The organism is Bradyrhizobium sp. NBAIM14, assembly GCF_020193895.1.
In the GTDB taxonomy this organism is placed as follows: Bacteria; Pseudomonadota; Alphaproteobacteria; order Rhizobiales; family Xanthobacteraceae; genus Bradyrhizobium; species Bradyrhizobium yuanmingense.
In genome coordinates this window covers 1-21,258 of sequence record NZ_JADYVQ010000026.1, presented here as the reverse complement: position 1 = coordinate 21,258, position 21,258 = coordinate 1, and the positions used below count along the sequence as shown (strand labels likewise).

The window sequence follows — 21,258 nt, the reverse complement described above, 5'->3', positions numbered from 1 at the left end:
GTCTTGCGGCCGCGAGTCTGATCGCACTTCTCGTGTTGTTTCTTTCGCAAGCCTCCGCAGGTGATGCGCGGAGTGAGGCAAAGCAGGCCTGCAAGGCAGACTATTCACGGTTCTGCGCCGGCACCATGCCCGGGAGCGGCCGCATCCGCAAATGCCTCGGCGACAATTACGCGAGCTTGTCCGCGGCCTGCAAACAGGCCTTCGACGCGAATCCGCCAAAATAGAACAGGTTAGCCCCGCTCCGGCACGCGCTTGATCTTCGCACCAAGCGCGTTCAGCCGCTCCTCGATGCGCTCATAGCCGCGCTCGATCTGGTCGGCGTTGTTGATGGTCGAGGTGCCCTCGGCGCAGACGGCCGCGAGCAGCATCGCCATGCCGGCGCGGATGTCGGGCGAGGTCATTGTGGCGCCGTGCAGGCGGCTGGGGCCGGCGATGATGGCGCGGTGCGGATCGCACAGCACGATGCGCGCGCCCATCGCGATCAGCTTGTCGACGAAGAACATCCTGGATTCGAACATCTTCTCGAACATCAGGATCACGCCCTCGCATTGCGTGGCGGTGACAATGGCGATCGACATCAGGTCGGCCGGGAAGGCCGGCCAAGGCTGGTCCTCCAGCTTCGGCACATGGCCGCCGAAATCGTCCTGGATCTTCAATGTCTGGTTGGAGGGCACGATAAGATCATCGCCCTCGATGCGGCAGACGATGCCGAGCCGCTCGAAGCCCATGCGGATCGAGCGCAGATGCTCGACGCCCGCGCGCGCGATGCGCAAGGGCGAGCGCGTCACGGCGGCAAGCCCGATCAGCGAGCCGACCTCGATGTGGTCGGGCTGGATCCGGTACGTCGTCCCGCCGAGCGTCGCTTGACCATGGATGATCATGGTGTTGGTGCCGATGCCTTCGATCCTGGCGCCGAGCGCGACCAGGAAATTGGCGAGGTCCTGCACATGCGGCTCGGAGGCCGCGTTGCGCAAATAGGTGATGCCGTCGGCGGCGACCGCCGCGACCAGCGCGTTCTCGGTGGCGGTGACGCTCGGCTCGTCCAGGAACACGTCCGCGCCCGCGAGCTTTGGCGCGCGGAATTCGAGCCGATCGGTCGCGGTGACCTTGGCGCCGAGCTGCTCCAGCGCGAGCACATGCGTGTCCAGTCGCCGTCGGCCGATGACGTCGCCGCCCGGCGGCGGCAGCATCACCTCGCCGCAGCGGGCGAGCAGCGGCCCGGCGAGCAGGATCGAGGCGCGAATGCGCACGCACAGTTCGGGGTCGAGGTCGGCGGCGCGGATGCTCTTGGCGTGGATGTGAAGCGTGTTGCGCGCGGACCATTCGGCCGACGCGCCGACCGAGCGGACCAGCTCGACCAGCGTCTCGGTGTCGCGGATCCGCGGCACGTTCTCCAGCACGACCGGATGCTCGGTCAGCAGCGCGGCGGCGATGATCGGCAACGCCGAATTCTTATTGCCGGACGGCTCGATCGAGCCCGAGAGCCGGTGACCGCCCTCGACGATGTATTGGATGGGCGCCACGGGGTTCTCGCTGTCCTGTTGAGTGGGAGGGCCTGTTTCGGGCGGAAACTACAGAGATTTGAGCGCGGGAGCAATTGTGCCGGCTGGGACCCGCACACGTCCGTCCGTCGCTTGTGGCAGGACCCGCCCTCAGAACAACCCGATGATACTCCCGACCACATAGAGGAACGCGATCAGGATCAGGACGCCCATCAGGAAGAAGGAGATTTCGATGGCGATGGCGCCGGTGCCGAGTGCGGCGGCGACAGCGGCAAGGAGCCGTTCCTCCCGAAAGATCAGCGAGAGCACCGACAGCAGGATGGCGAGCAGGCCGAGCGAGATCGCCGTGACCGATGCGATATCACGCCAGCTTCTTCCAGCCGACTTCTCGAGGTCCGGAGCCTTGAACTCCACGCCCTTCACCTTGGCGACGATGCGGTCCTTGATGCGATGTCCGGTGTCGACGATCACCTTGTCCGCCGGCGGCGGCGGAAACACGATCGGCACGACCCAATGCGGCAGCACGGCCACCATCAGCGCCAGCACGCCGACAATGCTGCCGATGATGCCGAGACGGCGTGAGGGCGCGGCGGAGCCGGTCGTTGCAGAGGCGGTCATGGCGCGACATTTCCCGGCCGGAATTGGCCTTGCGGGGTCATGCCGTTTCGTCGCGATGGCGGGTGGGGAGGTTCAGGGCCGGATTGGTGCTGCCGTCATGCCAGGGCTTGTCCAGGCTTGTCCCGGGCATCCACGTTCTTTGTTCCGCGGGGCAAGACGTGGATGGCCGGGACAAGCCCGGCCATGACGCCGCGGAAGCATGTCCTCTAACGGAAAACCTTGACTCAGTTGTCGAAAATCCCGCAGCAGAATCAATGGTCGATTTCAGCTTGATAACACAATTCTCTGACTCAGATAACGCGATTGTTTGACTCTAGGAAGGTCCTCCAACGCACAAACCTGACTCAATAGCCAAACTGCCACAATTCAGGTTGTATTGAGCCCCAGTCTAGGTCGGTCGATGGGCAATCGAAAGCGATCGCGCCAGCGACGTCAGGAAGAGTTAATCTTGACGACTAGGACGCGATGCGCTCTTCGAGAAAGTAAAGGATGGCTTCTAGGAAGGAATGGTTCGGTCGTTAGGCTTCGCCGAACTTCAGTGCCATCACGGCAGTGAATTTCCTGAGTGCTTCGTCGACAAAACGAATTCCTGAACTACCTCTCGGAAATCGATCCAGGATTGTCTGCGCATCGGCGATGGTCTTGTCGAGATTGTTTTTCAAGACAGTATTCAAGAGGGCTGGATAATACTCGATCAGCCCAAGTCCTAGCTCGCATCAAGAGGCTGGATCGTTCCAGGAGCCCGGCATACGATGTCGGTACCCCTCGAACTAGCCCGGCAACTGCCGCTTTATCGCAGCAAAAGTCCGGCCTTTGGCGAGCCTATGGATTCAAGCATAAGTTCTCGAACGGGTTCGTATCCCTCAATATCGCGCGTGGATACGTGGAATAGCTGCCTTGCGGCAATGGTTGTTCGCCGCGTGATTTCCAGAGCTCGTTGAGTTTGGCAACCAGATCCGCGGTCGAGGTTACAGCCAACTCGGTTGACCGTGTGGATTCCGATGTGACCGAAGGATCGTTCGATGGCAGCCTCGTCGAGGTGGGGATTGCGCGAGAGCAGACAGCTCCGGGTCGCGACCGCAAGACCCGCGCCGTCCGTGATGAACGCGCCGCCCTCGCCGACGAACGGTACTCCGATCACTGGCACGCCGAAATCGTGCGTACGTGCCAGTCGGTCGCCTGGCCGCCCGCTGCGCGAGCCGTCCCAACCGTTGAAGTTGAGGTCGATGGCGACGGTATCGCCGCCGCGCTTGGCGAAAACCGGTGCGATGTCGCGCATCCAGACATCGTCGACGGGGGCCGGCACGATCTCGACTTCGACGCCGAAGCCACGCTGCTTGGCGGCGCCGACGAGGTCTGGCGGCGTCAGCAGCGTCACCGGTTCATCCTCCGCGATGGCCCGGATCACCGTCTCGAGCTCACGCTCGACCCGCTCGCGGTCGCCGCCCCACTCGCGGTGGACCGCCCACGCCATGATCGTGCGTGCATGCGTCTCGAAGTCCGCCGGGATTCCGATACTCGCGCTCACTTCGGATCCGTCGGAAACTTCTTGGCGAGCCATGCCTGGTGATCGGGGTGGCCCCAGCGCCACGGGAGCTCGGCGTCCTGGGTGACCCCCACACGCGGTCCGTTGAGCAGCCAGGTCACGGGCTCCACGGGACGGAGCAGGCGAAGAGGGCGCTTCAGGAGCGACGCCCCGTCGAGCACCGGGTCGAATCCCATCGCCTCGCCCAGGTTGAACGGTCCATTGCAGAGTTTTCTTTCGTATCCGCTGGCGCGGTTCTTGACGACGCGGTCGGCGGCGTCGGCCTTGCTGCGGCGCTCGGCCATGATGTCGATTCCGAGGACGGGAAGGCCTGCGCGGACGAGCACGGTGCTGCCCTGACCTTCCTCCCCGCATACGATGTCGAGAGCCCACATGTCGCGGCTGCCATGGATGCGGGCAGTCCCGTGCGGCGTCAGGTTCTTGGCCCCCTTGTTTCGACGGGAGCGGTTCTCCGGGTGAAGGTGGGAGGCGCGGTCGCTGCCCCCACCGTAGGCCTCGACGTCGATCAGCAGGATCGCGGTCTCGGCGCCTCGGTTGTCGTGGTGCAGCACGCAGCCGACCAGCCGGGGCGCCACCTCGGCGGCGGGCGGCGCGAAAAAGTCCGCGTCGACCTCGACGTACTTCCTTCCAACATATTCGGTCACCGAACTTCCTTTCCTTGAAAAAGGTGCTGCGCCGGATTCGCGTCGCCGACGGCCAGGACATTATGGCGGGTCCGCTGCAGCGTCAAATAACTCTTATAAATCAATTATTTGTATGTATTTTTAACCTCCGAGCCAGAATCGACCAAGAAAGCGAAGCGACGGCGCAAGCCGCGAGGCCCGCGCCTAGGGCCGAAGCTTCCGCTTCCACGGCGGCTGTGGAACGGGGCGTGTTCCGAAGCCCGCGCCTGCAAACGGGACGGTTCCAGACATCCGGATGCGGATTCCAAGTGCACCGCCGCCGCGAATGCCTGCATGAAGACGGGGACCTTCATCGGCCCTGATGTGGTGACGCGAGCTCGGAAGCAGGCCGCGTCCTTGAGAAGCATCCGCAATTTTCCCTGGGGACAAATTCCTGAATGACGCATCTTGAGAGCTTAGCTTCCCACTGCGATTTGCCCGCCACTTTTGATCCGGCCATGCTGATGTTGGCCGCCGACCAGACAAACCCGGCGGTCCCGAAGCCGGATCCGCTCGCGGGGAAAGTGCTCGGCAAAGGAAGGAGCAAGCTATGGTCGAGCGTGAGGAATTGCGGGAGCGATCAGTCTTCAACAGCATCAAAGCGATCTTGATCGATCCCCAGATGAAGTCGGTCGCCAGAATCGACATCAACAAGAATGCGCGGCTGACCCACTATTTCGGCGCGGAGCCGCGGGCGGCCATGAAATTTCCGAAGGGCGACGTCTTGTTTGCAGGAATCGAAGAGCGAGAGGAGGCGTTTACGGTTGGAGGATCTCGGCCGATCCCGGGACCTGCTCTGATCGTGGGCCGGCGCAGTGGACCCGGGGAGCGCGGTCCGGTACACGTTCGCCTTGCCGAGGTGGTCACGATGGTCCGTTGGACAACCGTAGATCTGCCTCCCAAGCGGCCGGCCACCGTGCGAGCGATCGTGATCGATCCGGAGCAGGGTCTCATCGATGAAGTGGTGATCGCAGCAAACAGGCTCGCGCTGGTGGGCGTATTGGGTGGCCAAGTCGATTCGTGCGTGCGCGTTCCGGGGAACGACCACGTTGTGTCGCCCGCGACCGGCCCGGAAACGCCTTGGTCCTGGCGAAAGGACGATCTGACGTTCGCCTCGCGATGCGTGCTAGTCGGTCACGATTCAGAGACCGGCTATCTAGCCGACGCTGTGACATCCGTAGAGAACCTGCGGAACAGCGTTGCGTTTCGGGGGCCTGGCGGAAATTGCTGGACCAGCTACGCGGATCGTAAGGCGCAGGCGGAACGGTCACCGGTGGAGTAGGCCGCTCGGCCGGGCTCGATGCACTCGCGAGACGGGGCTTTTGATTTTCGATGCGCGAAGAGAGGTAATGGATGGGTAAGCCGCGCACGTATTCGTGCTGGGACACGTCGGTAAAGATTCAAGAGGCTGGTCACGGGCTCGGAGTCTAAGGGAACACCTACGAGGTCTTCCCGGGAGGAGGTTACACGCGCACCGGCCACCCGATCAGGATCCATATGACACCAGGCATCCGGTTTCGGATCAAAGATGTCGATGCAGCCATTGCCGAGGCTGATCGCCGCGTAACCGAGCGGGTCTGATCTGTGGATCATCATTGACCGAGACTCAAACCCATGACCGAGCGCACTCGTCGGCTGGAGCCGGAGCCGAATAACATCCGCGCACTGCCGTCCCGGGTCATGCGTTCAAAGCGAATAGTTGCCATTAGGGGAGAGGACCTGGCGGAGAAAGTGGGACTCTCCTCCCCTAATCGGCAATCGTCCGAAAAACGGCGAAAAACAAGGATTCCCGAAAAACCCGGTCGAATTTTGTGACCACCGCTGTGTACCACTCATTCGGTCGGTCGGGCCGTCAATTTCGGTCGATTTCGAGGTAATTAGGGCCGGATCCAAGGATTAGATTTTCGCGGGAAAGCGGCTTTGCGGCCGTCCCCTCCTGCGCCGAACGCGTTGACGTCCTCCTGAGTAATACTGGGTATCCCAACCGGCGGCTGAGCCCGTCAGAATAGATCGTACCGGAGCAACTGATATCGCGGTATAGCGCACTTATTCGGAGGACAGCTTGCAGACCTCGCCCGGCTCGAGGTTCACTTCCTCGAACGTCTCCTGCTGTTTCTCCGAAAGGACCGCCGGCAGAACTTGGGCCGTCCAGCCCTCGGGTACGGCCGCGAGCACCAGCGTCACGGCTTGGCTTGGCTTGGCCCGCGCAAGCCAAATTTCCGTGGCCGCCCCGGGGTCCGAGGTCACCTCGACGACAGTAAACTCGTCACCGAACGACTCTCCCATGGAGATCAACGCAGCCTCAAGACCAGATTTGCTGGCCGGAGCGGGCTCACTCGGGCGGCTGCAAGCCGGGTGACTTCAGCCACTCGCTCATGTGGGAGCCGGTCTCACATTGGCGGGCCTTTCGGATGACCTGCTCGCGTGCAGGTCCGTGCGGAAGCTGTGCGGCTTCGTCACGCAAACGCCTTGCCTCCTCGGCAAGACGCTCTTCCAATGATCGAGTCTGTTTGAAACGACGCCGCTTCAGCATGGCGTTGCTCCCTTGTTCGAGCGGGCGGGAGCGCCAGGGGCGTTCTCGGCCAAAGTCCGGGCTGTGATACTCCGAAGCTGCGCCGCTCCTTGTCCCCGCGCAAGGCATATGTTTCGCTATCGTCCGGGAACACTTTGGGAATGGCTCAAGGGGCGTAAGCTGCTCAACCGCAGACGATTGCACCAGAATCGCTGTTGCTCATTATTCGCCCTCGGGTGTCCGTCCACGGGATGCCAGGCGGCCAAAGGCCCAATTTCGTTGTGAACGACGACACTCCGTAATAGCCTAAACGGAACATCCCGAGTGATCGACCAATGAATCTGGAAGACCTTTACCGCCTACTACGCAGCGAACATGTCCAGGCGCAAGGGATCGTCGACACCCTGCAGGAACCCCTGCTGGTCCTTGACCAAGCCGGATGTGTTCTGACGGCCAATCGCGGGTTTTACGAAACCTTCAGGGTCAGTCGCGACGACACGGTGGGACGCAGCCTATTCAGCCTGGGCAGCGGTCAATGGGACATACCCGAGCTCAAGCGCCTGGTTGGCGAGATCATCCCCCGTTCTACCGCCGTTGTCGGATACGAAGTGAAGGCGGATTTCCCGACCATCGGTCCCCGTACGATGCTGGTCAGTGCGCGTCGCCTCGTCCATCCCGACAATAACAGCACCAGCATCTTGATCCTGTTCGAGGACGTGACCGAAAGGCGGCACAGCGAGGCCCAGAAAGACATTCTCCTCGCCGAAACCCGCCATCGGATGAAGAACCTTCTCGGGATCATTCGCTCTCTTGCCAATCAGACCGAAGTGGAAGGTCGATCAGCCCAGGAGTTCCGCGATGCCTTCTTGGGGCGGCTCCAAACTGTGACTGAAGCCGAGACCCTCGCACTGGCTGGCCGCGCTGAACCCGATCTTGCTGTTCTGGTGGAGCAGTCATTGAAGGTTGCCGGCCCGGAGCAATACCGGGTGGTCGCCGGACCAGCAATTCGACTCTCCCCACGGCAGGTCGTACCGATGAGCCTCATTCTGCATGAACTCGTCACCAACGCTTGGAAGTATGGAGCATTCTCCAAATCCGGAGGGCTCGTGCACCTGAGTTGGCGCACGTCGAGCAGGGCAAATCCTTCCTGCACATCGACTGGCGAGAGGAAAACGGCCCACCCGTCACTGCGCCAAGTCGCTCCGGGTTCGGCTCCAGGCTGATCGATCTCAGCGCCGTGCAGGGCCTACGTGGAGCTGTGGAACTGAAGTACGAGCCAACGGGTTTAACGGCTCACATCTCTGCGCCTGTGGAGTCTTGACCCCCGGGGACACATTGTGGATGACGCTCCCCGAATCTTGGTGGTCGAAGACGAGTACCTCATCGCATTGGAGCTCGACACCGAGCTGAGGGCCGCAGGATACCGCGTGATCGGTCCAATCGCAGACGTAGATGCCGCTCTCGAGTTGCTGAAGGATGACCGGCCCGACGGGGCCGTCCTCGACGTGAACCTAGCCGGGGAATGGGTCACCCCCGTCGCCGAAGCACTCAAGGCGATGGCCGTGCCGTTCATTCTCGCCAGCGGCTATGTCGCCGCCGATCTCCAAGCCGAACCGGTCCTGCGCGAGGCAGCCAATGTCGGGAAGTCGTGGAGGTCCGAAGATCTGCTCAAGACCCTCCGGAGCACCTTGGACCGGAAGTAGAGATGTTGCTGGGAGGCTGGCTGCGTTACTACGGGATCTTCACCCTAATCGACGACCCTCACTATGGGGCACCTGCCGCTTATCACTGGCTCGAAGCGCACATCGGAGTCGGCCCCACCTGTTGTTCGCTGCAACGCGGCGAGAACTGGCATCCGGCACCGGGAGCCCCGTCTAGATCCGACGGATTCTTCCTGAAGGTTAACATGCCTGAATCCTCAGACTGGGAAAACTCGGCTACAATGCGATTTTCCCTGATTGGGGGCATCTCATGTTCGACACGGCAACCACCGCGCTTTTGCGCGCGGTTCTCGATGAAGTATGCGAAAGCGTCTCGCAGCGCGAGATCGGTGCACGCACTCACGTCGCATCCAAGATCTTGGAAGCAGCATCTAGTGGCGAAGTTTCTCGCGAGGGGCTTAGGCAAATTGGCCGGGAAGCCTTGTCGCGCGCTCCAACGATGTGGCGCTGATCTGATCCGGAGCGGGACGTGAACTTCCAGGTTACGGTCCTGAAGATCCTGGTGGCCTACCGCGACGGTTTCGCCGTCATGGCGGACCTCAAGAGGGACATGGCCATCCTGGCGACCAGCGGACGCGACTGGGCGGACCGGACGAGACGCCTCGCCGCGCGGGTCCCGGATCTCGACATTTGGTCACAAGGGCTGGTGGAGCGCATAAGCGGCGGGTGGAGGCTGACTTCCAAGGGACGGGAGGTGCTCGAGTTCATGGAAGCACGACCGTCGCAGGAGGCAATCCAGGTGACTCCGGTCAGCGAGACCACCCAGCCGATGGCCGAACAAGCGCCGGTTTCTCCGCTGCGGCAGCCCGCCGACCGCGCCAAGCGGCGGCGCGAGCGGCGCGAACGTCGTCGCGAGGCCCGTGAGCGAGCAAGGGCGAAACGCCTCCTAGTCAAAGAAAAAGCTGCCAGCGACGAGAGCACCGCCATTTAAGTGCACTCGGAAGCGCCGAAGAGGACCCAGGCATCCCGATGCTGGTCCGCCGCGAGGCTAAGCGCGGCCCTCTAGAGAATCGAGACGCTTGCGCAGAAACGCCAGAACCATGATCTCGTCGGAAGTGAGCTTGGCGTGCTGGCGCTTGAACTTCTGCGCGATCTTGGCTTCGATCATCTTGACGAGATCACCGGACATGTAGGCGTTCAGGACTTCCGGGTGCACGTAGCACTTGCGGCAGATTGCGGGCGTGTTGCCGAGCTGCTTCGAGACGTTCTCGATCGCGGCAACGACGTTGCGCTTCGCCTCGGCCTGGCTGTCGTACTTCTTGAACTCGGTCAGCGCCAACGCCGCTAGAACCGTCCCCGCCCAAGTCCGGAAATCCTTTGCGCTGAAGTCCTCGCCTGTGATGTCCTTGATGTAGGCATTGACGTCGCCGGAATCGACCGTACGCGGCTGCCCGTCGTCGTCCAGGTACTTGAAGAGCTCATGTCCTGGGATCTCCGCGCAGCGCTTCACGATGGCGGCAATCCGCTTGTCCTCGACGCGAAGTTTCCATTGTTTGCCCGACTTGCCCGTGAAGTCGAACCGAAGGACACCGCGGCCCACCGCAACGTGCTTTCGTCGCATCGTGGTGAGCCCGTATGATTTGTTCTTCTCGGCATACTCGGCGTTGCCGACCCGGATCAAAGTCTTCTCCAGAAGGCTGACGATCGTGGCCAGAACCTTCTCGCGAGGCAGTCCTTCCAGCTTCATGTCGGCCGCAACACGGTCGCGCAACGCGGGCAGCGCGGCAGCGAACTGGACGATGTGTTCGTACTTGTTCTGGTCGCGCAGCTCGCGCCATTTCGCGTGGTAGCGGTACTGCTTGCGGCCCCGCGCATCGAGCCCCGTCGCCTGGATGTGGCCGTTCGCCGAGGGGCAGATCCAGACGGATTCGTAGGCCGGCGGAATACCGATGGACTTGATGCGTCGGATGACGGCGGCATCGGTGATGCGCTTCCCGTCCTTATCGTAGTAGCTGAAGGTCGTACCGGTCCGCTTGCGCGTGTAGCCCGGCGCGGAGTCGCTGACATACCGAAGCCCTTCTTCCGCGATGGTGGCCGCCACTTCGGCGGTGCGGTCCAGAACCTGTTCTTCGTTGCCGGTCTCTCGGAGCATGGGCCTGTCCCTCGGAAGCACCCTGAGATCGAGGCTCCACTCCTCGTAAAGGGATGAAGACACCGGTTGGTTCCGCTCTGAGATCGGTGGATGCGAGGTGGAGACCGGACCGGTTCCTTCGACAAGCGCAGCGCGTCGTTCAGCGGCGCAGATTATCTTCAGACAATCGCCACAAAGTTCACCGACACGCTCCCCCACAATCAGTCTCCGCGAAGGCTTCCATGTCCCGATATTCACTCGATGTGCTGCGTCAGCGCTATGTCGTCGAGAAAAGACCGCTCGAGGCCAGCGTCGAGCAGATTCTGCGGGCCGACCCCCGCGCTGGAGCCCGTGCCATCCTGGCTTCGATCGACAAGCGGCGTTTCGAAAACAGGTCCGAAGGGCAGCGCCTCCGCAAGATGCTGAGCTTCGAGACCGCTCTCTGGGAGAGCGGCCTTCATGCCGTGGCGGGCGTGGACGAGGCTGGAATGAGCCCTCTCGCCGGGCCAGTCTCCGCCGGCGCCGTGATCCTGAAGCCCGGCACGCGGATAGTCGGGATCGACGACTCGAAGAAACTGGACGCTGCGGCTCGCGAGGAACTCGCGATGGAGATCAAGGCGAACGCAGAGAGTTGGTGTGTGGCGTTCGTCGAGGTCGAGGAGATCGACGCGATCAACATCTATTGGGCCGGCATCCAGGCCATGCAGCGAGCAGTCCGGGGGCTCGCGTTGACGCCGCAGCACTTGCTGATCGATGCGAAGCGCTTGAAGGAAGTCGACATCCCTCAGCAGGCCATCATCAGGGGCGATGCCAAGTCCGCCAGCGTCGCCGCTGCCTCCATCCTTGCGAAAGTCGAGCGCGACACGGTCATGCGAGCCCTCGACTCTCGTCATCCGGGCTATGGATTCGCGGATCACAAGGGCTACCCCGTTCCTGCTCACTACGAAGCTCTCGCCAGGCTCGGTGCCTGCGCAGCTCACCGTCGGTCGTTCGGACCCGTTCGCAAGGCTCTCGGGTTGCCGCCCCTCCCGCCGTGGCCTTCAGCAGCCGAGCGCGAAGCCTCCTGAACCCGGGTCTTTTGCTCCGCCTTCCCTTATTATCTTATCGCGACCAACTCTTTTCGCGAACGACATCCTTGGCCTTTTTGTCGGACCGAAGGCCAAGATAGACAGGCTGGCGCAGCTCGCCCTTGCTGGTCCACTCCGCGAACTTCACCTCTGCGACGAGCGAAGGCCGGACCCAGGTCGTGACCTGTTCATCCTTCACCTTGGCGGGAAAGGGCGACTTGGCCGTCTTCAGCCTCACTAGCTTGCTGTGAAGCTCTTCCAGAACCTGGTGGCTGAAGCCGGTGCCGACGTGGCCGATGTACCGCCATGCCTCGTCCTCGCGTACCGCCAGCACGAGGGCGCCGAAGAAGGGCCGGGTCCGCCTCGGTGCCGTGAACCCGGCGATCACGACCTCCTGCCGCTGCGCGGTCTTGACCTTCAGCCAATCGGCGGTCCGGCGTCCGGACGCGTAGGGGCTGTCGGCGCGCTTGGCCATGATGCCTTCGAGATGTCTCCGCTCGGCTTCTGCGAAGAACTCGGATCCCTTGCCTTTGCGGTGCTTGCTGAACGCAATCAGCTTGTGGCGCGGCAGGATGCTCTTTAGCCGCTTCTTGCGCTCGAGAAGCGGCAGCGCGCGCAGATCCTCACCGTCCGCGAACATGAGGTCGAACGCGCAGTACAAGAGCTTGGCTTCATGGCGCAGGGCGTTCTGGAGCAGTTGGAAATGGGAGACGCCGTCTTTGCCGATCGCGACGAGCTCGCCATCGATCACGGCGTCCGCCTTCACGCCCTCTAGCGCTTTCGCGACCTCGATATAGGAGTGGCTGATGATCTTTCCGTTACGGCTGTAGAGCGCGACCCGACCACGCCGGATTTCCGCAACCATGCGGAAACCATCGAATTTGTCCTCAAAAACCCAATCGGGATCGTCGAAAGGCGCATCCGTCAGCGTGGCCAGCATGGGCTGCAGGCTAAGAGGCAAGGTCGATTGTCGGGCCATGGCAGGGGCTCACTATAGGGCCGGCAAAGGCCGAAACGAGGAGGATGGAAGGCGAACCCGCGCGCTGTCGCCGGCCACAACCGGTCCCCCGGCCCGGACTACGCCCAGCACCCCGGATTTGAACGCAGGGCCCGTTTCCGCCGACGAGAGCACCTGCCGCTTGAGGCCGGCTCGGAAGCGGTCGATAAGGACACAGGGCGTCCGGAGGCCCGTCAGCTCGACGACCGCGGACGGCCCGAGCCCGATCAGGGTCCCCAGCGGCATCCGTTCGAGGTCCAATCCGGCGGTGGTGACGTTCTCGCCGAGGTCGCCGGCGCCAACTTCGAAGCCAGCTTCGAGAAGAGACGGGAAGAGTTCGGATGGGATCAGGTGGACCTGCCGGAGATTGGGCAGGCGGGGCCGGCGGCGTGCCAAATAGCGGTGCCGGACGAACGGGCCGGCGTGGGCGTCGCCTTCGACGCCGTGCCCCTCCACCAGAACGATGCCATCCAGGACCGGTTTGCTGAAGTGATGGCCGCGATCGGCAGCGACCGCCACGACCCTGCCCTTGAGCGCCAGATCGTGCCTCTGCTGCATCAGGCGGCGCGGGCGAGCGAGCGCCGCTTCTGGCGAAGGTAGCGCGTGATTTCCGCAAGCGTCATCGCGTTCAGGACCCGGTCGGCAGGGACACCGCCCTTGCGGGCCATCAGGACACCCCAGTGCATGTGATCGAGCTCGGGGATCGAGTGCGCGTCCGGATTGATGCTCAGCATGCAGCCGAACTCCAGCGCCGCCTGGTGCCAGCGCCAGTCCAGATCGAGCCGCCAGGGGTGGGCGTTAATCTCGACGACAACGTCGTGCTTGGCGCAGGCCCGCAGCACCTTTTCGACGTCGATTTCGTAGCCCGGCCGCCGCTGGAGTTGCCGCCCGGTCATGTGGCCGATGATGGTCGTGTGAGGATCGGAAATGGCGCGCAGCAGCCGCTGCGTCTGGGCCTTGCGGTCCAGTTTGAACCGGCCATGGATGCTGGCGACCACGAAATCAAAGCGCTCCAGAACGTCATCGTCATAGTCAAGCGACCCGTCCGCCTGGATGTCGGACTCGATGCCTTTCAGGATCCGGAAATCCTTGCCGAAGCGCTTGTTCAGTCGATCGGCTTCCCGGTGCTGCTGCGCGATCTCCTCAACGGAGAGACCGCCGGCATAGTGGGCAGACTTGGAATGGTCCGCCACGCCGAAATACTCGAAGCCCCGCTGGCGCGTGGCCTTGGCCATGGTCTCCAGCGTCTCGGTGCCGTCGGAGGCATCCGTGTGGCAGTGAAGGATGCCGCGCAAATCCTGGTCGGTGACGAGCTTCGGGAGCTTGCCTTTCAGAACCGCCTCGATCTCGCCGCGCCCCTCCCGGAGCTCAGGGTCGATGAAGAGCAGACCGAGGGCGCGGTAGATCTCAGCCTCATCGCCGGCGATCAGCGTGCGGCCCTTGTGCAAGCCGTCGGCGCCTAACCGCATGCCCTTCTCGGCGGCCAAGGCTTGGAGCTGCTCGATGTGGCCCGCGGAGCCGGTGGCGAAGAGAAGGGCGGCGCCGAAGTGCTTGCGGTCGGATACGCGGATTTGCAGCCCGTCCGTCGATGGCGTCGTTATCTTGTCCGGCTTGGCGGCCTCCGCAACGATCGCGAGATCGCCGACGAGTTCGCAGCCGCGACGGAAATCGCCGGCGATCGTCACCCGCTTGAGTTCGGGCCGGGATTTGCGGATCGAGTCCTTCGCATGCGCGAGCAGCGCGGCGGCGCGGTGCAGGTGGAGGCGGCCTTCTCCGCTTTTTGCCATCGCGAGGTTCTGCAGGATCTTGGTCTGCAGCGCGGCGCCGAGCCCTTTCGCCTTCTTGATGCGGTCATCCTTGGCGGCGGCCTCCAACTCCGACAGCGATCCGATGCCGAGATCCTTGTACAGGCGCAGCACTTTCTCCGGACGAAGGCCGGGCACAGCGAGCATCTCGAGCACGCCGGCGGGAATCTCCTTCCGCAGCTTTTCGAGGCTGGGGTGACTGCCCGTCTTGTGAACCTTGGTGATAATGTCGGCGATAGCATCGCCGACACCCGGGATCTCCGTCAGCCGGTCTTCGGCGACGAGCACGTCCAGAGGAACGGCTAGGGCCGCCAAGCTGTCGGCGGCCCGAGAGTAGGCTTTCGCCCGGTAGGGATTGCCGCCTCGCAAGGCGGTGCGCTGCGCGTACTCTCGCAGGAGACTTGCCACACCGCGCGCGTCGAGCGAAGGCATTCAACCGGCCTCCCGGTCCGAGCTTTGCGGCGCCGCCGGAGCAAGGCGACCACCGGGGCGGTCGCTTGACCGGCGATCGAGAGACGCCTCGAGCTTCTGGGCTACGCGAAAGTCCTCAAGGTGCTGGACATTGGGGCCGTAGGCAGCCTCTTTCTTGAGGAGATTGTAGATACGACCGGCGACCAGCTGAAGATGCTTCATCTTGCCGCGCGGCATCGATCTCGCTTTGCAGAGGGCCCGGACGGCGTAGGCACGGAAGTAGTCGAATGCGTCTGACATGATGTCAGTAAACGCCGGCTCTCGCCGGGAGTTCGATGGGCTCTCCCAAGACTGGATCGCCCGGCGCGGTCTGGCGCAAATGCGCGAAGTGGGTCCCTGGAACTCCTCGCCGCCTTCGAAGTTGCGAGACTCGTTGATTGAGGTAGGTAGACTGCCCGCCGTCGGCCCCAACCCGGCGGCGGGTTTTTTGTGAGTTGAGTAGCGTGGCAAAGAGTAAAAAGGCGCCTCGGGCCGAAAAGACCGAGGTCCCTACAATGCCGGGGTTCATCGCCCCCCAGTTGGCGACCCTGAAGATGAAGGCTCCTTCGGGATCTCTATGGATTCACGAAGTCAAATACGATGGCTACCGCATCCAGCTTCGTATCGATGGTGATGACCGGCGGGCCTACACCCGCAACGGTTACAATTGGATCAGCAAGTTCTCAAGAATTGCGGGTGCCTTCGATATCGAAGGACAGGCCATCGTCGACGGCGAGGTCGTCGTCATCCATGATGGGCGCACGAACTTCTCCGAGCTGCAAGCAGACCTCGGCAGGGGCGATCAGGATCGACTGGTCTACTTCGCTTTCGATCTGCTCTGGCGGGACGGCAGAGATCTGCGCAAGGAGCCGCAGATCGAGCGGAAGAGGCTGCTCAAGGAGCTAATCGAGGAGCACGACGTCCAGGAGCCCGTCCTCTTTAGCGAGCACCACGAAGGGGACGGCCGGGCACTGTTCGCGGCAGCCAGCAAGCTGAATTACGAAGGCATCGTCTCCAAGCGGGTGGATGCACCATACCGCTCGGATCGGGTGGAGGCCTGGCAGAAGATCAAGGTCGTTCAGAAGGGCAAGTTTCCTGTGGTCGGCTTCATCAAGGACCCATCCGGCGTAGCCGCGCTTTATCTGGGCAAGAAGGAAGGCAAGGATCTGGTCTACATGGGAAAGGTCGGGACCGGATGGAGCCGAACCACGTCGGCGCAGATCCGCAAGGCGCTCGACACCGTGGTAAGCCCGAAGCAGAAGCTGACCAAGACCATCAGGAAGCCGAAAGCTACGTGGGTCGAACCCAAGTTCTATGCCGACATCGAGTACCGCGACATCACCTCCGAAGGTCTGCTGCGGGCCAGCTCGTTCAAGGGGCTGAGCAAAGGAACGCGCCGATCATAGCCGCGTTTTCCTGCGGAGTATGTGGAGTACCGGTCATGGATCCGGAACGAGTTGCGAAGGCCTTGGAAGACGCACAAGGCATCTTGGCCCGGCATGTCGAGCCCGGCCCCAGAAATTGCGAGCAAACCATAAACAAGCTGCTGGATGTGCTCGACGACGAAGCCGTCGTGCAGGCGCTCAAGGATTCGAAGATGGAAAAGCCCACCACCGAACAACTCGACGAGCTCAAGAGGCTCAGTGCGATCGCGCGCGTCCCGGACGAATCGGAGATCGTGACTTCGAAGGAAGAAGCCGAAATCCGAATCCGCGATCTCAAAGACAAGGCTCGGATGGAATGAGACTACTCCAGAGCGAAGATCTCGGTCGGTGAAGGGAGGTCGATTTGGGACATCCGGCATGAACGCGATGGACAGGTTCGATCCAGATATGCTGTGCCGCGTTCACGATGGTCTCAACGGCCAGATCATCGAATGGAGTCCCCAGTGGGCGTCGATGTACCGCCAGTACGCGTCGAAATGGGACGAAGGCGTCATTGCCTGGGATGGCCTGTTGCTCGACGGATGGTTTCCCATCCTCCGTTCTCGCGGCCACTGAGCGGACTCACGCGGAACCCGCGAATCCTTGCGGCGTTGCATTGCTATCAGTTCGCAAGAGGAGGAGCCGATGGCGGCAGCGAAGAAGAAGACCGCACGTGGACGCAAACAGGACCGGGCACGCGTCGCCAAGGGACAGGACTACGAAGTCCGCTACGAAGCGAAGAAGACCGGCCGTTCGGCATCGGCGGTGAAGAAGGCCGTCAAAAAGGTCGGCAACAGCCGCAAGCGGGTCGAGAAGCGTCTCGGGCGGTAGGCCGCCTCACATCCTAACCGGCCGCTCCGCTGTTCGCGTGTCAGGCCTCGCCGGACCCGGAGAAGATCGAGGTGGGAGGAGTCGTGCGCGGTAGGGGGAGCGGGCGCTCGGGCGGGGAAGATCGCAACGCCTGACCGCCTTTGGCATTATACCGCTTCGCCAGGTCCAGCAGGCGTCGCCTGGTGAACGGGTCGGCCCTTTCGGCGATAGTCCGGACCCGATGCGCGAGACCCCGGTAGAATTCCTGCTCCATGGCGCACCCCACCCCCGACGTCACTCCTCAAATTTGCTTAGTCTGCACTCGGCGAGTCAAGCGGCGCGAGCGCTGTGACGGCAGCCAAACCTTTTTAACATGCGCTTGTACCGACACCTACGGCGGGCCTAAGCTGTCCGCGGCAGGGAAATTCGACATGACGGTACTGCACCCGATCCGGAAGCCGTGTCCGGTCTGCGGAGGGCCTATGAAGCTCGTCGAGAACGACGCGGGCCCCGGCAGGGAGCGCTATGCGTGTCCGGTCTGCGACGACGACCCGCTGTATGACCCTACCGCCCTCAAGTGGGTGGACAGTCCGTTGAAGCCACCTAAGGATTGAGCTCGCTCAGCCGGAACGGCAGTTAGATGCGGCTTGAGAACCGTGTGAACGCGGTCAGCCTCTGCACGGTAGGCTCGACGTCCTGCATATAGATCTGGGTGCGTAGAAACGTGATCTCTTCGTCCAGGCTGCTCTCGTCGACGTCTGTGAACCACGACTTGGGTCTCCCGTCGCTTCCGTCGTTCCAACGATAGCCCCTTCGCTTCAGCGAGTCCTTGAGCTCGAACGCGGTCTGCTCCGCCCAGATCCGCATCGTCGGCTTGCGGGCGGTCTCCAGCAGGAGCGCCAGTGCGGACGAACCAGTCGACGGCAATTCGAGAGCGAGAACCTCCAGCAAGGCGTGGCAATCGTCGACTGCCCGGTGCGCCTGGTGGAAGTAGCCAGCTCCGTTCAGGAGATAGCCGAGCTGCGAGCCCGCGAAGCCATGTTTGCGCCAGTCGATCTCGCTCATGCTGCAGCCCCAGGCCTTGTGCTCGAACACGGGCCAGTAGCGTTCGGCGAATTTTCTGTCGAAGCCGCTGTTGTGCGCGATCGTTATAACTCCGCTTTCGACGAAGGCTGTGACGGCGGCATCGTCGAATTTGCGTCCGGCCACCATTTCGTTGGTTATGCCGGTTAGTGCCGTCACTTCCGCGGAGATCGGCGCACTCGGTTCGTTGAAAGCGCAGAACGTGTCTCTGACGCCGAGGATCCGCCCGTCGGCCGCGTAATCAAACTTGAGCATCCCGAGCTCGATGTCTCGTCCTTGGCGCAATCGAGGCCGGTGGTCTCGCAATCGAGCAGAATGCCGGTCCTGACCTCTTGCCCCACAGTCGGAACGTAGCTCGGTCGGGCAACCAAGCGCCGCAGGATCCGGTAGTCGGGTGACCGGCTCAGTGCCTCGGCCATTGTGGCCAAGTCCGCCGGGTCCGGAGTATGCTCGTCTCTGAAGGGCTGGGTCAGCGCGTCCATGGGCCACAGTACCGGCCAAAAGCTCCACGAGGTACCCGAAAAACAAGCGATTCACGACGTTTTCGGACGTGCCCGAGGGCGCTGCGGGCAGGTGGCCAATTTTCCTGTTGGCGGCCCGGAGCATGTCGGAACCGGCAGGCTCCGTTCGTCTTGAATCCAGGCCGCCCCGAACCGGAGTTCTGCGTACATGGCGCCCCGAGCCAACTGGAAAGGGTTTCTGAGACTCTCGCTCGTCACGTGTCCAGTGGCGCTATACCCGGCGACGTCGGAGAGCGAGAAGATCAGCTTCAATCAGCTCAACCGGCAGACGGGCCACCGCATCAAATACCTTAAGGTCGACGCCGACACCGGCGACGAGGTGCCCAACGAGGACATCGTCAAGGGCTACCAGCTCGAGAAGGACCAGTTCATCGAGGTCACCAAGGAGGAGCTCGAGGAGATCGCGCTGGAGTCCACGCGCACCATCGAGATCGACGAGTTCGTCGACAGGTCGGACATCGACCCGCGCTATCTGATCCGCCCCTATTACATCCGCCCCGACGGCAAGGTCGGCCACGACGCCTTCGCAGTGATCCGCGAGACCATCCGCGAGATGGACAAGGTCGCGATCGGGCGGGTGGTGCTGACCAACCGCGAGCACATCATCGCGCTGGAGCCGATGGACAAGGGCCTTGTCGGCACCCTGTTGCGCTACCCTTACGAAGTACGCGGCGAGCAGGAGTATTTCGACGAGATCCAGGACGTGAAGGTCACGAAGGACATGCTCGACCTCGCCAAGCACATCGTGAACCAGAAGGTGGGGCGGTTCGAGCCTGAGAAGTTCGAGGACCATTTTGAGACCGCGCTGATCGACCTGATCAACAAGAAGCGCGCCGGCAAGCCGATCACGCCGAAGTCCCAGCCGGCGGCGACCAACGTCGTCGATCTGATGGAGGCGCTGCGCCGATCCGTCGGCAGGGAGGCTGCGCCGGAGAAGGCGGCAAAGCCCGCCAAGAAGGCGAAGAAGGCATCTGCGGGCCAGAAGGAGATGCTGATGCCGATCGAGGGCAAGAAGCCGGCGAAGGAGGCGGCAGCCAAGAAGCCGGCCGCCAAGCCGCAGCGGAAGTCGGCCTGAGACGCGTGCGACCACGTGAACGGATTGGAGCTAAGGGATTCGCGAGGCGTCGAGTCTCCGCCCCCGGCACTTCCCCCAAAACCCCGCCGGGGGAAAACCTACCACCAGGTTGGCGGTCCGAATGCGCAGTTATGGCGCAAGGACCGTTTGCGCCCGGAGGAGGGTGCAATGAGCCATCGCATACCGGACCGGAGAAAGGTGTTTCGAGATGCGGGCGCCGAGGCACCGGCATCGGAGATCACGATTCGCCGCACGCGACATAAGTTCACTTCTGAACCAAAGCGACTTGAGTTAGTTTACCCGCATCACCGGCTTCGGCTCTGCCCGTAGGCGTCGGTGGCTGAGAGACCGATTGCGCTCCCGCCTGCATGGCAAGGGTGCGTCTAATGTCAGACTCGTCGGAAATCACGAACCACATCGGAATTCGCAGACGATTGGCGGCTTACCAAGCGGAGGCCGTTGCACGGTCTCGGGATTTGGTAGCTCAATCAAAGGCGCTCCTCAGCAAGAGTGACCCGAGCACGTTTGCGGGGTCACAGCGACACCGAAACAACCCACCGGCAACTGCGAACGGCAACCAGTGCGATACGGCCCAAAGCGCAGGCAGTTTGCTCGGAGATGACTGAAATCCTCGGCTGCCTCTCAAGCAGCAAAAAAGGGGTCGGTCGTACAAAGCAGCTTTCGCTTACCGGGTGACGATGACCCAGCCACCGCCGCCCGACAAAGAAAAACAATGCACCCGCTGCGGTCGCCGCTTGGCCGCATCGCATGCGATTTTCGACCCACGCACCGGTCGTATCCTTCGGCTGTTTCGCTGCGAATGCGGCGAACGGGTGTGGGACGACTAGGCCGTGTACTCATTAAGGAGTTGGCCGCCCGATGTCCGCTCTACCTCCAACAGCGGCGAAAAAGCGGACACCTCCCGAGGTCACTGAAGGGCCAAAACCGGAAGTGCCTCTTTGACGCCCCTCAGTTCTTGGGCTGACCGAAGTCGAGCACCGGCGGCGGCAGCTCAATCTCCGGAATTTCGATCTTGATCTTGTCCAGGTCCACCTTGGTCGGAGCGTCCAGCAGCCCGGTGACAGTGATCGGGAATGCGATCACGACCGCAACCATGATCGCCTGCAGACCGATCCACGGCACCGCGCCCCAATAGATGTCTGAACTCTTGACTTCCTTTGGCGCCACGCCGCGCAAATAGAACAGCGCGAAGCCGAAGGGGGGATGCAGGAAGGAGGTCTGCATGTTCACGCACAGCATGATTCCGAACCAGATCAAGGCGGCATCCGCGCCGACGACAGGCGTGAGGAGCTTGAGGGCGGTCGGCGCGATCATGGGGACGATAATGAAGGCAATCTCGAAGAAGTCGAGGAAGAAGGCGACAAAGAAGATGA

25 protein-coding genes and 1 pseudogene are annotated in these 21,258 nt (G+C 62.4%); 11 read left to right on the top strand and 15 right to left on the bottom strand.

Translation table 11 applies throughout. The features are described 5' to 3' along the window. Positions 1 to 230: 230 nt before the first annotated feature. The 5 genes from murA to I6F28_RS33935 all read right to left on the bottom strand — a co-directional run bounded on the left by murA (position 231) and on the right by I6F28_RS33935 (position 4,310). A complete protein-coding gene (gene murA / locus I6F28_RS33955) occupies positions 231 to 1,523 on the bottom strand; it encodes a UDP-N-acetylglucosamine 1-carboxyvinyltransferase (RefSeq protein ID WP_225130203.1) in 1,293 nt (430 codons plus the stop codon). A gap of 129 nt (positions 1,524 to 1,652) precedes the next feature. Continuing rightward, on the bottom strand, positions 1,653 to 2,120 hold the full coding sequence (gene yidI / locus I6F28_RS33950; protein WP_225130201.1) for an inner membrane protein YidI: 468 nt from the start codon (positions 2,118 to 2,120) through the stop codon (positions 1,653 to 1,655). Between the two features lie 518 nt (positions 2,121 to 2,638). Then, positions 2,639 to 2,782, bottom strand: coding sequence for a hypothetical protein (locus I6F28_RS33945; protein ID WP_225143255.1), 144 nt, complete (start codon positions 2,780 to 2,782; stop codon positions 2,639 to 2,641). A 128-nt stretch (positions 2,783 to 2,910) separates the two neighbouring features. After that, entirely contained in the window at positions 2,911 to 3,681 is a 771-nt protein-coding gene (locus I6F28_RS33940) for an agmatine deiminase family protein (protein WP_225143254.1), read from the bottom strand. Then, complete coding sequence (locus I6F28_RS33935; RefSeq protein WP_225143253.1) at positions 3,645 to 4,310, bottom strand: DNA-3-methyladenine glycosylase; 666 nt, start codon at positions 4,308 to 4,310, stop codon at positions 3,645 to 3,647. Before I6F28_RS33935 ends, I6F28_RS33940 begins: the two co-directional genes overlap by 37 nt. Positions 4,311 to 4,878: 568 nt before the next feature. On the opposite strand from I6F28_RS33935, the gene I6F28_RS33930 reads away from it, so the two are divergent. Further along, positions 4,879 to 5,610: a hypothetical protein gene (locus I6F28_RS33930; RefSeq protein ID WP_225143252.1), complete on the top strand. Its 732-nt coding sequence runs from the start codon at positions 4,879 to 4,881 to the stop codon at positions 5,608 to 5,610. Positions 5,611 to 6,374: 764 nt separating this feature from the next. Here the strand turns inward: I6F28_RS33930 and I6F28_RS33925 are convergent. Together I6F28_RS33925 and I6F28_RS33920 are read right to left on the bottom strand one after the other, a co-directional pair. Next, entirely contained in the window at positions 6,375 to 6,614 is a 240-nt protein-coding gene (locus I6F28_RS33925; RefSeq protein ID WP_225143289.1) for a hypothetical protein, read from the bottom strand. A 46-nt stretch (positions 6,615 to 6,660) separates the two neighbouring features. Next, positions 6,661 to 6,861: a hypothetical protein gene (locus I6F28_RS33920; RefSeq protein WP_225143250.1), complete on the bottom strand. Its 201-nt coding sequence runs from the start codon at positions 6,859 to 6,861 to the stop codon at positions 6,661 to 6,663. 314 nt (positions 6,862 to 7,175) lie between these two features. On the opposite strand from I6F28_RS33920, the gene I6F28_RS33915 reads away from it, so the two are divergent. From I6F28_RS33915 to I6F28_RS33900, 4 genes are all read left to right on the top strand, one after another. Beyond that, a complete protein-coding gene (locus I6F28_RS33915) occupies positions 7,176 to 8,063 on the top strand; it encodes an HWE histidine kinase domain-containing protein (RefSeq protein ID WP_225143249.1) in 888 nt (295 codons plus the stop codon). A gap of 138 nt (positions 8,064 to 8,201) precedes the next feature. Beyond that, positions 8,202 to 8,543, top strand: coding sequence for a response regulator (locus I6F28_RS33910; protein ID WP_346656758.1), 342 nt, complete (start codon positions 8,202 to 8,204; stop codon positions 8,541 to 8,543). A gap of 268 nt (positions 8,544 to 8,811) precedes the next feature. Beyond that, positions 8,812 to 9,012: a hypothetical protein gene (locus I6F28_RS33905; protein ID WP_225143239.1), complete on the top strand. Its 201-nt coding sequence runs from the start codon at positions 8,812 to 8,814 to the stop codon at positions 9,010 to 9,012. Between the two features lie 18 nt (positions 9,013 to 9,030). Then, entirely contained in the window at positions 9,031 to 9,492 is a 462-nt protein-coding gene (locus I6F28_RS33900) for a hypothetical protein (protein ID WP_225143237.1), read from the top strand. A gap of 57 nt (positions 9,493 to 9,549) precedes the next feature. Here the strand turns inward: I6F28_RS33900 and I6F28_RS33895 are convergent, their stop codons facing one another. Beyond that, on the bottom strand, positions 9,550 to 10,653 hold the full coding sequence (locus I6F28_RS33895) for a DNA topoisomerase IB (protein ID WP_225143236.1): 1,104 nt from the start codon (positions 10,651 to 10,653) through the stop codon (positions 9,550 to 9,552). A gap of 221 nt (positions 10,654 to 10,874) precedes the next feature. On the opposite strand from I6F28_RS33895, the gene rnhB reads away from it, so the two are divergent. Beyond that, on the top strand, positions 10,875 to 11,699 hold the full coding sequence (gene rnhB, locus I6F28_RS33890; protein ID WP_225143288.1) for a ribonuclease HII: 825 nt from the start codon (positions 10,875 to 10,877) through the stop codon (positions 11,697 to 11,699). Between the two features lie 34 nt (positions 11,700 to 11,733). Here rnhB and ligD (I6F28_RS33885) read toward each other — a convergent pair whose 3' ends face one another. From ligD (I6F28_RS33885) to I6F28_RS33870, 4 genes are read right to left on the bottom strand one after another with little or no spacing between them, the layout of a single operon-like run. After that, positions 11,734 to 12,678, bottom strand: a complete 945-nt coding sequence (gene ligD / locus I6F28_RS33885; protein ID WP_225143235.1) for a non-homologous end-joining DNA ligase — start codon at positions 12,676 to 12,678, stop codon at positions 11,734 to 11,736. A 12-nt stretch (positions 12,679 to 12,690) separates the two neighbouring features. Further along, positions 12,691 to 13,254, bottom strand: coding sequence for an MOSC domain-containing protein (locus tag I6F28_RS33880; protein WP_225143234.1), 564 nt, complete (start codon positions 13,252 to 13,254; stop codon positions 12,691 to 12,693). After that, entirely contained in the window at positions 13,254 to 14,933 is a 1,680-nt protein-coding gene (locus I6F28_RS33875; protein ID WP_225143233.1) for a DNA polymerase/3'-5' exonuclease PolX, read from the bottom strand. The genes I6F28_RS33880 and I6F28_RS33875 overlap by 1 nt, the downstream gene beginning before the upstream one ends. Next, a complete protein-coding gene (locus I6F28_RS33870; RefSeq protein WP_225143232.1) occupies positions 14,934 to 15,212 on the bottom strand; it encodes a hypothetical protein in 279 nt (92 codons plus the stop codon). 254 nt (positions 15,213 to 15,466) lie between these two features. Here I6F28_RS33870 and ligD (I6F28_RS33865) point away from each other — a divergent pair, with 254 nt between their 5' ends. The 4 genes from ligD (I6F28_RS33865) to I6F28_RS33850 all read left to right on the top strand — a co-directional run bounded on the left by ligD (I6F28_RS33865) (position 15,467) and on the right by I6F28_RS33850 (position 17,206). Next, a complete protein-coding gene (ligD, locus tag I6F28_RS33865; RefSeq protein WP_225143231.1) occupies positions 15,467 to 16,357 on the top strand; it encodes a non-homologous end-joining DNA ligase in 891 nt (296 codons plus the stop codon). Positions 16,358 to 16,392: 35 nt separating this feature from the next. Beyond that, positions 16,393 to 16,695, top strand: a complete 303-nt coding sequence (locus tag I6F28_RS33860; RefSeq protein WP_225143230.1) for a hypothetical protein — start codon at positions 16,393 to 16,395, stop codon at positions 16,693 to 16,695. A 58-nt stretch (positions 16,696 to 16,753) separates the two neighbouring features. Then, entirely contained in the window at positions 16,754 to 16,951 is a 198-nt protein-coding gene (locus I6F28_RS33855) for a hypothetical protein (RefSeq protein WP_225143228.1), read from the top strand. A gap of 69 nt (positions 16,952 to 17,020) precedes the next feature. Beyond that, positions 17,021 to 17,206 (top strand): DUF3606 domain-containing protein, encoded by a 186-nt coding sequence (locus I6F28_RS33850; protein ID WP_028133503.1) that lies wholly within the window; start codon positions 17,021 to 17,023, stop codon positions 17,204 to 17,206. A 40-nt stretch (positions 17,207 to 17,246) separates the two neighbouring features. Here the strand turns inward: I6F28_RS33850 and I6F28_RS33845 are convergent, their stop codons facing one another. Both I6F28_RS33845 and I6F28_RS33840 read right to left on the bottom strand, forming a co-directional pair. After that, positions 17,247 to 17,459 carry a hypothetical protein gene (locus I6F28_RS33845; protein WP_225143226.1) on the bottom strand — a complete coding sequence of 71 codons (213 nt, stop codon included), beginning with the start codon at positions 17,457 to 17,459 and terminating at the stop codon, positions 17,247 to 17,249. A gap of 362 nt (positions 17,460 to 17,821) precedes the next feature. Next, positions 17,822 to 18,687: pseudogene (locus I6F28_RS33840) on the bottom strand (3'-5' exonuclease). Positions 18,688 to 18,937: 250 nt separating this feature from the next. On the opposite strand from I6F28_RS33840, the gene ku reads away from it, so the two are divergent. Beyond that, the gene (ku, locus tag I6F28_RS33835) at positions 18,938 to 19,864 is read left to right on the top strand and encodes a non-homologous end joining protein Ku (protein WP_225143224.1); all 927 of its coding nucleotides are present in this window, start codon (positions 18,938 to 18,940) and stop codon (positions 19,862 to 19,864) included. Positions 19,865 to 20,833: 969 nt separating this feature from the next. Here ku and I6F28_RS33830 read toward each other — a convergent pair. Next, positions 20,834 to 21,258: TRAP transporter large permease subunit (locus I6F28_RS33830; protein WP_225143221.1), on the bottom strand; the 425-nt coding region annotated here is incomplete at its 5' end.

What these genes read in the sequence shown, in the direction of transcription:
- yidI (WP_225130201.1), bottom strand. Translation starts at nt 2,120, where the DNA reads ATGACCGCCTCTGCAACGACCGGCTCCGCCGCGCCCTCACGCCGTCTC.
- I6F28_RS33940 (WP_225143254.1), bottom strand. Translation starts at nt 3,681, where the DNA reads ATGGCTCGCCAAGAAGTTTCCGACGGATCCGAAGTGAGCGCGAGTATC.
- I6F28_RS33930 (WP_225143252.1), top strand. Translation starts at nt 4,879, where the DNA reads ATGGTCGAGCGTGAGGAATTGCGGGAGCGATCAGTCTTCAACAGCATC.
- I6F28_RS33925 (WP_225143289.1), bottom strand. Translation starts at nt 6,614, where the DNA reads ATGGGAGAGTCGTTCGGTGACGAGTTTACTGTCGTCGAGGTGACCTCG.
- I6F28_RS33920 (WP_225143250.1), bottom strand. Translation starts at nt 6,861, where the DNA reads ATGCTGAAGCGGCGTCGTTTCAAACAGACTCGATCATTGGAAGAGCGT.
- I6F28_RS33915 (WP_225143249.1), top strand. Translation starts at nt 7,176, where the DNA reads ATGAATCTGGAAGACCTTTACCGCCTACTACGCAGCGAACATGTCCAG.
- I6F28_RS33905 (WP_225143239.1), top strand. Translation starts at nt 8,812, where the DNA reads ATGTTCGACACGGCAACCACCGCGCTTTTGCGCGCGGTTCTCGATGAA.
- I6F28_RS33895 (WP_225143236.1), bottom strand. Translation starts at nt 10,653, where the DNA reads ATGCTCCGAGAGACCGGCAACGAAGAACAGGTTCTGGACCGCACCGCC.
- rnhB (WP_225143288.1), top strand. Translation starts at nt 10,875, where the DNA reads ATGTCCCGATATTCACTCGATGTGCTGCGTCAGCGCTATGTCGTCGAG.
- ligD (WP_225143235.1), bottom strand. Translation starts at nt 12,678, where the DNA reads ATGGCCCGACAATCGACCTTGCCTCTTAGCCTGCAGCCCATGCTGGCC.
- I6F28_RS33880 (WP_225143234.1), bottom strand. Translation starts at nt 13,254, where the DNA reads ATGCAGCAGAGGCACGATCTGGCGCTCAAGGGCAGGGTCGTGGCGGTC.
- I6F28_RS33875 (WP_225143233.1), bottom strand. Translation starts at nt 14,933, where the DNA reads ATGCCTTCGCTCGACGCGCGCGGTGTGGCAAGTCTCCTGCGAGAGTAC.
- I6F28_RS33870 (WP_225143232.1), bottom strand. Translation starts at nt 15,212, where the DNA reads ATGTCAGACGCATTCGACTACTTCCGTGCCTACGCCGTCCGGGCCCTC.
- ligD (WP_225143231.1), top strand. Translation starts at nt 15,467, where the DNA reads ATGCCGGGGTTCATCGCCCCCCAGTTGGCGACCCTGAAGATGAAGGCT.
- I6F28_RS33860 (WP_225143230.1), top strand. Translation starts at nt 16,393, where the DNA reads ATGGATCCGGAACGAGTTGCGAAGGCCTTGGAAGACGCACAAGGCATC.
- I6F28_RS33855 (WP_225143228.1), top strand. Translation starts at nt 16,754, where the DNA reads ATGAACGCGATGGACAGGTTCGATCCAGATATGCTGTGCCGCGTTCAC.
- I6F28_RS33850 (WP_028133503.1), top strand. Translation starts at nt 17,021, where the DNA reads ATGGCGGCAGCGAAGAAGAAGACCGCACGTGGACGCAAACAGGACCGG.
- I6F28_RS33845 (WP_225143226.1), bottom strand. Translation starts at nt 17,459, where the DNA reads ATGGAGCAGGAATTCTACCGGGGTCTCGCGCATCGGGTCCGGACTATC.
- ku (WP_225143224.1), top strand. Translation starts at nt 18,938, where the DNA reads ATGGCGCCCCGAGCCAACTGGAAAGGGTTTCTGAGACTCTCGCTCGTC.